General features: G+C 40.4%; 12 protein-coding genes. 5 read left to right on the top strand and 7 right to left on the bottom strand.

Features of this window, described 5'->3' with window-relative positions:
- Nucleotides 1–53: 53 nt before the first annotated feature.
- Both LC455_RS00950 and LC455_RS00945 read right to left on the bottom strand, forming a co-directional pair.
- Nucleotides 54–239, bottom strand: coding sequence for a hypothetical protein (locus LC455_RS00950; RefSeq protein ID WP_223587693.1), 186 nt, complete (start codon nucleotides 237–239; stop codon nucleotides 54–56).
- 202 nt (nucleotides 240–441) lie between these two features.
- Nucleotides 442–963, bottom strand: coding sequence for a J domain-containing protein (locus LC455_RS00945; RefSeq protein ID WP_223587692.1), 522 nt, complete (start codon nucleotides 961–963; stop codon nucleotides 442–444).
- A 263-nt stretch (nucleotides 964–1226) separates the two neighbouring features.
- Between LC455_RS00945 and LC455_RS00940 the strand changes: the two genes are divergently transcribed.
- On the top strand, nucleotides 1227–2183 hold the full coding sequence (locus LC455_RS00940) for a S8 family peptidase (RefSeq protein WP_223587691.1): 957 nt from the start codon (nucleotides 1227–1229) through the stop codon (nucleotides 2181–2183).
- An 82-nt stretch (nucleotides 2184–2265) separates the two neighbouring features.
- Nucleotides 2266–2487 carry a hypothetical protein gene (locus LC455_RS00935; RefSeq protein WP_223587690.1) on the top strand — a complete coding sequence of 74 codons (222 nt, stop codon included), beginning with the start codon at nucleotides 2266–2268 and terminating at the stop codon, nucleotides 2485–2487.
- A 50-nt stretch (nucleotides 2488–2537) separates the two neighbouring features.
- Here the strand turns inward: LC455_RS00935 and LC455_RS00930 are convergent, their stop codons facing one another.
- The gene (locus LC455_RS00930; RefSeq protein ID WP_223587689.1) at nucleotides 2538–3248 is read right to left on the bottom strand and encodes a DUF421 domain-containing protein; all 711 of its coding nucleotides are present in this window, start codon (nucleotides 3246–3248) and stop codon (nucleotides 2538–2540) included.
- Nucleotides 3249–3372: 124 nt separating this feature from the next.
- On the opposite strand from LC455_RS00930, the gene LC455_RS00925 reads away from it, so the two are divergent.
- Nucleotides 3373–3876, top strand: coding sequence for a GNAT family N-acetyltransferase (locus tag LC455_RS00925; RefSeq protein WP_223587688.1), 504 nt, complete (start codon nucleotides 3373–3375; stop codon nucleotides 3874–3876).
- A gap of 32 nt (nucleotides 3877–3908) precedes the next feature.
- Here the strand turns inward: LC455_RS00925 and LC455_RS00920 are convergent, their stop codons facing one another.
- From LC455_RS00920 to yyaC, 3 genes are all read right to left on the bottom strand, one after another.
- Nucleotides 3909–5009 (bottom strand): AbrB family transcriptional regulator, encoded by a 1101-nt coding sequence (locus LC455_RS00920; RefSeq protein WP_223587687.1) that lies wholly within the window; start codon nucleotides 5007–5009, stop codon nucleotides 3909–3911.
- A 41-nt stretch (nucleotides 5010–5050) separates the two neighbouring features.
- Complete coding sequence (locus LC455_RS00915) at nucleotides 5051–6319, bottom strand: MFS transporter (protein WP_223587686.1); 1269 nt, start codon at nucleotides 6317–6319, stop codon at nucleotides 5051–5053.
- Nucleotides 6320–6475: 156 nt separating this feature from the next.
- Nucleotides 6476–7063 carry a spore protease YyaC gene (yyaC, locus tag LC455_RS00910; protein WP_223587685.1) on the bottom strand — a complete coding sequence of 196 codons (588 nt, stop codon included), beginning with the start codon at nucleotides 7061–7063 and terminating at the stop codon, nucleotides 6476–6478.
- 210 nt (nucleotides 7064–7273) lie between these two features.
- Between yyaC and LC455_RS00905 the strand changes: the two genes are divergently transcribed.
- The gene (locus tag LC455_RS00905; RefSeq protein WP_223588643.1) at nucleotides 7274–9184 is read left to right on the top strand and encodes a YhgE/Pip domain-containing protein; all 1911 of its coding nucleotides are present in this window, start codon (nucleotides 7274–7276) and stop codon (nucleotides 9182–9184) included.
- A 905-nt stretch (nucleotides 9185–10089) separates the two neighbouring features.
- On the opposite strand, the gene LC455_RS00900 is transcribed toward LC455_RS00905, so the two are convergent.
- The gene (locus tag LC455_RS00900; RefSeq protein WP_223587684.1) at nucleotides 10090–11106 is read right to left on the bottom strand and encodes a C40 family peptidase; all 1017 of its coding nucleotides are present in this window, start codon (nucleotides 11104–11106) and stop codon (nucleotides 10090–10092) included.
- Nucleotides 11107–11302: 196 nt separating this feature from the next.
- Here LC455_RS00900 and LC455_RS31260 point away from each other — a divergent pair, with 196 nt between their 5' ends.
- Nucleotides 11303–11830, top strand: coding sequence for a hypothetical protein (locus LC455_RS31260; RefSeq protein WP_263297645.1), 528 nt, complete (start codon nucleotides 11303–11305; stop codon nucleotides 11828–11830).
- Nucleotides 11831–11926 lie beyond the last annotated feature (96 nt).

The raw sequence follows: 11926 nt of genomic DNA, 5'->3' as shown, positions 1-11926 counted from the left end.
AACGATAAAAAAAAACGGGAGGTGACTTTCACCTTCCGTTTTACATTTCGTTTTTAAGAGCGCTGAATGGTAGATGTGGAGAAGTTTTTCACCATTTTTTGCAGGTTTCGGTGCGCCTCTCTTAATTTAATCGTTTCATCAATGATGTTTTGGAAACCTTCCAAATCTCTATCAGATGCATTCAATAAGGACTTCGGGATTCCTTCGACAATTTGTTGTAGGGATAATTCCATAGCCATGACAATGACCACCTTTCAACTAATTAGTAAGACATCTGATTTGTCTTCCTTAATATTTTTCGATTGTGTCCAGTTTTTCCTGCCAGCACCTTAGAAAACTTATCTACAAATAGCCCAAGATTTTTATCAAGATAGTAAAAATCCTGCATAAAACGACACCATTTAATATGTAGTTCCTATCATTTGTAGAAAAATATTAACGCTAATTCGATTTTGCTGCTTCATAGTGTTCATAAAACACCTTAAAAAGCCGATCATCTCCGCCGCGATCAGGATGTAATGCTTTTAGTAGTTTTTTAAACTCTTTCTTTACCAAATCTTTGTCAGCATTTGCGTCTAATCCTAATAACGACGGAAAATTAATAGAAGCAGGTTCTGAAATAGCATATTCCGCCTGCAGCATTTTTTTCAAAGATCGCACTTTCGCTTGTTCGATACGGAAACTACTTTTGAGCTCCTCAATCTCATCCTTCAATTTCTGGTTTTCCTTGAAGGTTTTCTCCCAATCCTGATAATCAACACCAAATTTTTTGCGATTTTCTTCTATTATTTTTTCTAAAATAAAGGCAGCCAAATCATTGGGTTTAATCAGGTAGTCAATGTTTAAATTTGTAGTCCGTTTCGCTTTTAGTTTTCCATCGAGAATCCAACGGATAACCATTTGCTCGCTCGTTGTAATGCCCTCGGCACCTAGTAATTTCGTTACTTCTTTCACATTTAGCATGTCCTCAACTCATATCCCAACTTAGTAAAATCTAAATTCAATGTAACATAGATAATTTTTTCCTAGATTACCATCATGTATTAATTTGATTAAAATTGCTTTTCGTAATTTTTACAGCCTGTCTATTTTAATCCTTTGTCCCTATATTACGAGTGAAAGGAGGAAAAACAGTCCAAAGGAACCTATTTTAATAGTTTCAGAATTGTTAAACTATTATTAATCATCATGGGTTGGCTTCCATAAAATCTGTTAGGGGGAATACGATGGAGCGAAAAGTACGCTTGATTCCGTACCAGGTAATGGCAGAGGTTGAAGAAGTAACCGAGGTGCCAAAAGGGGTTGAAATGATTCAGTCCCCGAAAGTTTGGGAAAAAACAAAAGGGAAGGGCATTACCATTGCGATCTTGGACACAGGCTGTGATCTCGCACATCCTGACTTAAAGGAACGGATTATTGGCGGATGCAATTTTACGAATGATGACAAAGGGAACAAATCGATTTATAAGGATTACAATGGGCACGGGACACATGTTGCCGGGACCATCGCAGCAACTGCGAACCAGCAGGGCGTAGTCGGAGTTGCCCCTGAAGCAAATCTATTAATTGTAAAAGTTCTTGATAGAAATGGCTCCGGTCAATATGACTGGATTATAAATGGAATCTATTACGCCATTGAACAAAAGGCGGATATCATCTCGATGAGCCTCGGCGGGCCAGAGGATGTACCGGAATTACACGAAGCCATCCAAAAAGCGGTGGCCAATAATATTCTAGTCGTCTGTGCTGCAGGAAATGAAGGAGATGGACAAGGTTCTACAGATGAATTCGATTATCCTGGATCCTATAACGAGGTTATAAGTGTAGGAGCGATCAACCTTGAACGTCATATTTCTGATTTTAGTAATTCCAATAAAGAGGTCGATGTGGTGGCACCCGGTGAAAATATCTTATCCACTTATTTGAAGGGGAAATATGCTAGACTCAGCGGAACCTCAATGGCAACACCACATGTCTCAGGTGCATTGGCTCTTATAAAATCTTTGTCAAATCAAGCATTCGAGAGAAATCTATCAGAACCAGAACTGTATGCCCAATTAATAAGGAGAACGGTCCCATTAGGATATTCTCCAAAGCTTGAAGGTAACGGGATGGTCTATTTAACAGCGGTAGATTATTTAGTAGACGTATTCAAAGAATCAACGAATGTAGTCAATGTTTAACATTTATAAAAAGCTTGTCCTGCAAATACCCAATCATTTCTATGAAAAATTCATTTAATAGAAATGAAAGGAGTTGAGTTGGATGAGCTCACAAAGTTTTCGAGACTTTGCAGATAGGCTTGTTGGTCAAGAAGTAGAAGTTGTAACGAATAATGGGACCTATACAGGAACACTAGAATATGTTGGCGGCGACAGCATTATTTTACGTACTAGAATCAGAGGCCGCGCCGTAAGATTGGCTATTCGCATCGCGTTAATTATCGCCCTATTCAGTTTGTTAACAGGTCGCAGATTCACTTTTTAAAAAAATAGAGTCTAAATAAGAGTGGCTGCCAGTATTTAGGGCAGCCATTTTCATTCGGTGTCTAACGGTGAGTTCAAATGATCGTCAAATAAATCAATAAATAAACTGCCATTGGATGAAATGACGGCATATTGAACCGCCTTGATTTGTAAACTTCGCGATTTTAATTCCTGATCCAGCCATTGTTTTGAAAAATTTTGGTTAAAATTCTTCTCAATTACCTTTCCATCCATAATGAGTTCTTTTGGCAGGATAACGTTTTCGCTTGAATTAGCAGGATTAAAATCTTTCTTGCTGACATTTTGAAATTGTGTTTTTTTCAAAACTGATAATTTGCCGCTCACCTCTAAGAGCGCATATTCCACCTCAAAAATATCAAATATTCCTTGCTCTCTAAGCTGCTGATTTAAATCATCCAAGGTATATCTTATTTTTTTCATTTGGGCATCCAGAATTTTCCCATTATCAATGATGACCGTTGGCTGCCCGGATAGCCACCTGCGAAAGGGCCGGCTGTTTGCAGAAATAAGGGATAAGAAAAAATAAATCAAAATAAGGGCGAGAAAAGAAGCAATCATCGGACCGAAGTGGAGATTTGTATCAAATCCCATGTTCGCAACAAAAGAACCTATCGTGATTGACAAAGCAAAATTATAATAATTTGTATGGGAGTTAACCTGTTTTCCGATCCATAGTGAAACGACCATTAAAACGATATAGGCAATACACGTACGGATAATCGCGTCAAAAACAACATGCAATCTACTTCATCCTTCACTTTTAATTGTTTCTATTTCAGTATGGTCTAAAATGGTAATTAAAATGTAAGATAATCTGCCATATTTGTAGTTCTGATTGATGTTGTGAGTTATCATCAAAGAGGGGGTGTTTAGGTTGATTATTGAGGAATTGACTTCGCTTGAGAAATCTATCTCGGAGCTTTCTGAGCTATTGGTGAAAGTAGTCGATGATGGCGCAGCCGTAGGCTTTCTGCCGCCAATGAAACCATCATTTGCTAGGGAGTATTGGGAAACGGTTTTATCTCCTGGTGTGATTTTATTTGTGGCGAAAATGAACAATAGAATCGTCGGGAGTGTTCAATTACATTTATGCAGGAAACCAAACGGTTTACATAGAGTCGATATCGCCAAGCTCATTACGGATCCTGACTTTAGGCGGCAGGGTTTAGGTCGGGCATTAATGCAAAAAGCAGAGGAACGGGCAATACAAGAAGGCCGGTCATTGTTAGTTCTAGATACTAGGGAGGGAGATCCCTCTAACAAACTTTATCAATCATTGGGATTTATCGAAGCAGGACGAATCCCGAACTTTGCCAAGTCAGCAAACGGGGAGCTGCATGCGACTGTTTTGTATTACAAAACTCTATAATAAATAAAGCGGTGTTCAATGTGAACACCGCTTTATATTTGCTTCGCTTTCCTCCGTACCCTAAAAAACAACTTCAATATTGGCGGAACCGCAAAATAGATAAATAGGAGCCGGAATAATTGGTACCCGGTTACCATTGATAAATCTGCATGCACTTCATGGGCGAGTATACCCATTTGATCCATACCGCCGGGTGCTGTGCTTAAAAAACTTGTAGACGGAGTAATATGGTAATAGAAAACAAGCAGCAAGCTTAAGCCGATGGAGCCTAGTATCATGACCATGCCGCTTATTAGGGCAAGGGTAATCATTTTACTTTTGTGCGGCAATTTTTCCGGTTTTAATAATAACCCTATATAACCGCCAATCAGGAATTGTGAAAGGTCCAAAATCGTTGGAGATAGGGGAGGCCCATGTAGTCCGGAAATATTGATGACGGCAGTTCCGATAATCGGCGCCAATAAGAATGGAGTGGGAAACCTAAGTTTTTTTCCAAGGAAAGCACAAAGCACACAGACAACCGCAAACAAAAGAATGGTTGGGAAAAATGGTTCAGATAATGCTGCTGTCTTATGAGTGATGTCTGCAACAGGACCCGAGTTAACTTTTTGAAAAAAAGGTCCTAAAACCAGAAAGGGAACAAAGAAAATGATCATCAATAATCTTGCCACCTGAAGGAAGGTAACTGTTGTGATATCAATTCCTTTTACTTCCTCGGCAAAGGTAATCATTTGAGAAAGCCCGCCTGGAATACTGCCTGTTAGCACCGTTGGATAATCTACACCGGTAAGTTTGGAGATAATGAAAGCAATTCCCGCGCAAAATACAACAAGCGTTACTGTCATAAGGAGCATCGAAGGAAGCTTTTCAACAATTTGCAATAGAGCATCCTTTGTAAACGAAAGTCCTATGGAATAACCCACAATGATTAGCCCGATATCCCGAATGTATCTTGGCCAGAATAACGGAAGCTTCACTAACCTTGCGCCAATCAGGACAGCGGTCATCGGACCAAGCAGCCATGGTATAGGCGTATGAATGATAGTGAAAATTATTCCACCAATAAAGGCAATTACCAGCGTGATCAAAAAACGTATTCTTTTGTCATCCGAATTGATTGGCAAATACTTCAATAGAAACCCTTCTGACATAAAAAATTTATTAAAAGATTAACCTAAGCCAACATTTCACTAGGCTGATTGGCTTCCTGGCGCTGTTCTTTTATTAGAATGCCCCCAATTAAGCCAAACATGGAAAACAGGACGGGGATGATAAACCCATAGTGATAGCCAACACTGCTGCTGGCCGCATGAAAATGGTCTAATACTTTTCCGAAAATAATTGGCAGAAGTACCGCGCTTAAAAATCCACCTGTATTGGCGAATCCTGAAACCACCCCTACCTCTTTCATCGGGAAAGATTTGCGGACCACAGCAAAGGTCAACGAGCTAGCCCCATTTCCATAACCAATGATAAAGAAAAGAACCACCAGCATACTATAAGATGGCTTGCCATTGAATAAAAGGAAAGCAATCCAGCAAATAAAAACAATAATATGGACAATGATATATGGTCGTTTAATGGACTCCAGACGGCCGGAAATCCAGCCTGTGAGCGGAGCGCCAATAAGAGCCCCAACCAAACCATACATAATCAACTGACTAGCATCCGATCGGCTCATCCCGTAAACATGCATGCCATAAGGAACAGCCCAAGAACCGATAAAACCAACATACGTACCGACCAAGCCAAAATGACATAAGAAGGTTGCCCATGCTTGACGATCGGAGAACATCCGTCTTAATAAAACCAACGTATTTTCACGCTTTTTCTCTTTTTTAACTTTTAAAGCTTCGTTCGTAAAAATTTTCTTTGGTTTGTTTACGAGAACAATATATAAAAGAAGTCCACATAAACATAATAGGATTCCTGTAATAAAAAATGGAGTTCTCCAGCCAGATAAGGTGATCCAAGCGGAAAAGGGAACGGTTGCCATTAAGAAACCAAGGCTTCCGCCCATCCCAGCGAATCCTAGTAAGCCGACAAATTCTCTTACTTTAAACCATTGGCTCATAATTAAAACCAAATTAACCCAAATCGTCGCATCACCCATACCTGCCATCAATCTGGCAATAAGAAGCATATATTCATTTGTTGCAAGACTATAAAGTACCGTTCCCAGCCCATTGAGTATAGCCCCAACGATTAAAAACACATTTGGACCAAACCGGTCAGAAAGGATACCAATCGGAACCTGCAGCCCAGCATAGGCCAAGAATTGAACACTGGTCAAGAGTCCGATGGTTGCCGCCGTAATGTTAAAATCTTTCATTAATTGATCGGAAATTAATCCCGGTGCTGTCCTTTGACTCACGATTAAAAAATAAGTGAACAAGACGGTGGCGAATACCACCCAACGATACCTGCTATTTTGTTTATTCAATGATCTCTACCCCTGTTTACTTTTATTCCCTTCCAATTATACTCTAATTTTTTCATAAATGGATTTTGAAAGGAAATTGGTTGCGTTTACACGAAAATTTTTTTTTGACAGAAGGCTATATAAAAAAAATCCCCGAGTAATCAGGGAAAATGGATATTAATTATGAAGCAGAATCGGGTGGTTTGAAGGATAGTTAAAATACTGCCGAACTGCAAGCGAAATTCCTTTTGCAATATTAACAGCCATCGTATAGATCAGGTGAAGGTTTGTGATAAATAAAGAAGATTCCACAGATGGATCATTTTCTAGGACGACTCCCATCACGCTGCAGTCGCCGATAGGAGGAAGCTGGTTTCCAAGACCTTCACCTGGCAGTAACGCGCCTTCTCGAACGACTATGGAATTCACGATCCCCACTGAACCTAGAACACTATCAATCGCAACAACAAAACTATTATCTGGAAGGCTGAGCCGCGTAAACGCCGGAATGAGGGTTTTCGCATCCATAGGAGACTGAAGATTTCCTAAAACAGTTAAGTGGCCAGGAAACAGGTTAGAAAGCAAGGTCCCGACAAACGGACCTAGACTGTCGCCGCTGATTCTATTGGAACCAATTCCAACGACATAAATATGCTTTGTTCCTTCGGGAATGAGGGAATGCAAGGTGTTGCGAATAAAAAGCGGAGCCATCTTATGATTGTAAGGGATAATTCTATTATTTTTATGCGAGTTTAACAAAACCATCTATTACACACCACCTATTTTTCTTCTTCATTTCGCTTATCGAAATGAATAGATAATTTACTATTCTGTTTTCATGTAAAATAATCCTTCCATGCAAACAGGAATTTCACTTAAATTTTCTTGCATTCATTTTCAATACACATAAATCTACCAATTCATACAAATAATGAAAGATATGATATGACAGTAGAGGGTGTATATTCGTTGACTATGTTTTCCTGGATTAGACATGAATGGGGACAAATGGTTAAAAATCCAAAGCTGATGGTAGCGTTAATTGTGATTTTATTTGTTCCCATCCTATATAGTGGAACTTATTTGTGGGCGAACTGGGATCCATACGCTCATTTAGAAAGACTGCCGGTCGCGGTAGTTAATGACGACGAAAAAGTCGATTATAAAGGGAGCTCGTACGCGATAGGTAATGATCTGGTTAAAGAATTGAAGAACGATATAAGTTTTAAATGGAATTTTGTCAGTAAAAGTGTGGCTGATAGAGGACTAAAAAATAATCAATATTATTTTGAAATTTATATTCCACGCGATTTTTCCAAAAGGGCCACGACGCTAACCGAGCAAAAACCGACGCCGCTTAATCTCTATTATAAAGTGAATATGGGCAGCAATTTCATTGCCTCGCAAATTGGAAGAAATGCCGTCGATAAGATTCGAACAAAATTAGCTCAGCAAATCAGCAAAAATTATGCTGAAGTCGTTTTTGGCAATATTAAATCGGTCGGAGAGGGCATGAACGAAGCAAGTAAAGGTTCAGGCCAAATTACCGAAGGCTTGAACAAAATAACGTCAGGAACCGAGGAAATTATCAGCGGCATGCAAAAGCAAGTCAATCCGTTAAGTCAACTGTCAAGCGGAGCACAAAAATTAAGCAATGCTGCCAAACAATTATCCGATGGTGCGGGGCAATTACAATCGGGTATGGCTCAGGTAAATAGTGGTTTGGGAACATTGGATAGTGGACTAAAACAGTTAAATAGCAGTTCTGCTCAACTGGCATCTGGGATGGGACCGCTGGTGAATGGTTCAAAGCAATTAAGCCAAGCGATGGAAGGGTATGCAACTGGCCACCCTGAATCTGCCAATGACACTGCCTATCAGCAAATGGTTCAAATTAGTAATAGTCTCAGTAGTGGTCTAGTAAAATTCGCTTCGAATTTTACCCCTTTTAATCAAGGATTGAATAAAGCCGCACAAAGTACAGGAACTCTTAGTTCGGGATCAGCCACGATTGCTGCTAAATTGAAAGACCTATCAAATGGTGCAAAGCAATTAGCTGCTTCACAGGCAAAAATTTCTACTGGGGCAACAAATGTTTATACAGGGTGGAATAGCGTGATTGGCCATTTGCAAACCTTGAAAGATGGGGAAGTGGACCTTGCTTCCGGCAGCAAGGAATTAACGGATAAATTGACAGATGGAGCAAAACAAATTCAAGCCATTCATTCCGGACAGCCTATTTATGAGATGATGTCCAATCCGGTCAGGCTAAAAGAGCAATTGGTACATAGTGTACCAAACTATGGAACAGGTTTAGCTCCCTATTTCTTATCCTTAAGTTTGTTCGTTGGGGCTCTATTGCTTTCCACGATCCTCCCGTTTCGGGCCACCAGCACCCGGCCTCCTTCGGCGATGGCCTGGTTTTTATCGAAATGGGTTATACTAGCTTTTATATCTATTTTTCATAGCATCATTACCAATCTCTTTTTAATAAAATTAATTGGATTGGATCCTGTGAACCCTGGTTTTCTTTACCTATTTACCTTTCTGGCAAGCTTGATGTTTATGTCGATTATTTTGTTGCTTGTGATTGCTTTGGATAATGCTGGGAGATTTCTAGCGATTGTGTTGCTTGTCTTGCAGTTGACCTCGAGTGCAGGAACGTTTCCAATCGAGCTCACACCAACGTTTTTACAAACGGTCCATTCGCTGCTGCCAATGTCCTATACAGTACAAGGCTTCCGTTCCATTATTTCAACTGGGGATTATCATATTTTGCGTACTGATGTCACAGCGTTGGTGATTTATTTGGTCGCTGCGGTTATTTTGACGTTGTTGGTGATAAGGGTCCTTGTGAAAAAACAGGCGGATTTAAAGGAAGCTTAGTGAAAAAGGGTCATTCCTGATAAATTTTTTTAAAATGAGGGGGATACGTGACCTAAATCAAAAGAAGAAACCCAATACGGTCACGTAGGAGTCATCTACGTGACCTAAATCCATTGAAGAATCACTATAGGGTAACGTAGAGTGGTTCTACGTTACCCAAAACGAGGTTGAGAAGAGGATTCAGGAACGTAGAGTGGTTCTACGTTACCCCAAAACGAAGTTGATAAAAGAATTCAGGAACGTATAGTGGTTCTACGTTACCCAAAACGAGGTTGAGAAGAGGATTCAGGAACGTAGAGTGGTTCTACGTTACCCAAAACGAGGTTGAGAAGAGGATTCAGGAACGTAGAGTGGTTCTACGTTACCCAAAACGAGGTTGAGAAGAGGATTCAGGAACGTAGAGTGGTTCTACGTTACCCAAAACGAAGTTGAGAAGAGAATTCAGGAACGTAGAGTGGTTCTACGTTACCCAAAACGAAGTTGAGAAGAGAATTCAGGAACGTAGAGTGGTTCTAGTTACCCAAAACGAGGTTGAGAAGAGGATTCAGGAACGTAGAGTGGTTCTACGTTACCCAAAACGAGGTTGAGAAGAGGATTCAGGAACGTAGAGTGGTTCTACGTTACCCAAAACGAGGTTGAGAAGAGGATTCAGGAACGTAGAGTGGTTCTACGTTACCCAAAACGAAGTTGAGAAGAGAATTCAGGAACGTAGAGTGGTTCTACGTTACCCAAAACGAGGTTGAGAAGAGGATTCAGGAACGTAGAGTGGTTCTACGTTACCCAAAACGAAGTTGAGAAGAGAATTCAGGAACGTAGAGTGGTTCTAGTTACCCAAAACGAAGTTGAGAAGAGAATTCGGTCACGTAGCCAGTTTTTCGTGGTGAACCATTTAGTTCAACAAAAAATTACATTCGAACCACTCTTCCATTAAACTTCTCTTTCCAATACCCCGTTGACATATCGGCAATCGCGACTCCGGTAGAGCTTTGCGATCCAATGAACTTCCCGTTACCTAGGTAAATGCCTACGTGGCCATCTTTTTTATAAGTATCAAAAAAAACAAGGTCTCCTGGCCGCATTTTACTTAACGAAACTTGTGCACCAGAATTTTTTATTGAATCTGTACTCCAACCTAATTCAATCCCCGCCTGGGCAAAAGCCCAATGAACAAAGCCCGAACAATCAAATCTTCCGTTGGCTACATCGTATTCATTTCTTCCTCCACCAAACACATAGACAGAGTTTCCGATGTATTTATAGCCTGCGGAGATAATTTTCTTAACGTTTCCATCCTCCAAAACCGGAGGCTCTATGTATTCCGTAACTTTAACAGTTTCAATCTGTTTTTTTAAGCCTTCATATTGTCCTTTTTGTTCCGAAAGCATGGAACGCATTCCTTCGAGGTTTGTTTTCGTGTTAAGAAGTCCAGTGAGTTTTTTGTCTAAAGCGGCCTTTTTACTGTCATATTCATTCTTTTCGGATTCCTGCTGTTCCAAAAGGGTCCGGTCTGCCTCCACAATCGATGCTACTGCTCCTACCCGGTCAATAAAATCACTCAAACTAGTTGAACCTAACAAAACATCGAGATAACTTAAATGTCTATTGCTTTGCTGATAGGAAAGGGCACGTTCTTTTAATACATTATTTCGTTTTTCCATGCTGTTTTTTAAAATACTAATATCCTTCTCAAGCTTTTGTACTTCAGATTTGGCCGCTGCGACCTCTAAATCAGATTCAACAATTGCCTTTTGATTATCATGAATTGCTTGATTGATTTTCTGCAATTTTTCATTGATACCATTATGTGATGCTGCTTGGGACAAAGAATTTTGATTCGATATGTTTGCTTCCGCATTAGCCTTTGGGGTTGTTAGAAAAGTAGATAATCCTAATATGATTAACATGGGTAGTATAAGTTTCATCCATTACACCTCTTTTGGAAATTTCGTAAAATTCAAACCACTAACAAGTCCACATTATAACAAAGCAGTTTTTCAGCTTTGTAATAGGGACTTTACAATTTAATATCAGCTCAAAGTGTATCCGCCTAATTTTAGAAGAAAATAAGCTCCCAATTTTATAAAAATCATAGTATATATAGTGAAAGTAGGTGAAAACATGACATCAGGAATGGGTATGAGTGGCTTCCCAGGAATGGGTATGAGTGGAATGCCAAGTATGGGCATGAGCGGAATGCCAAGTATGGGCATGAGCGGAATGCCAAGTATGGGCATGGGTGGAATGCCAAGTATGGGCATGAGCGGAATGCCAAGTATGGGCATGGGTGGAATGCCAAGTATGGGCATGAGCGGAATGCCAAGTATGGGCATGGGTGGAATGCCAAGTATGGGCATGAGCGGAATGCCAAGTATGGGCATGAGCGGAATGCCAGGCATGGGCATGAGTGGAATGCCAGGCATGGGAATGGGCGGCTTTCCAGGCATGGGCATGAGCGGAATGCCAGGTATGGGAATGGGCGGCTTTCCAGGCATGGGCATGAGCGGAATGCCAGGTATGGGAATGGGCGGCTTTCCAGGTATGGGCATGAGCACATCTCCAGGCACAGGCATGAGTGGAATGCCAGGAATGGGAATGAGCGGCTTCCCAGGCGCTGGAATGAGCGGAATGCCAGGCATGGGAATGTAAAGTCTTGTTGTTGATTGAAGCTTAAACCTGATTTCCAAACAAGTTAAGTAATATTAATATAACTAAAACATGCATACAAAAACCTTCCTAAATCCA

The sequence above is a fragment of the Neobacillus bataviensis genome (assembly GCF_019969725.1).
This window is presented reverse-complemented; position numbering and strand designations above follow the sequence as displayed.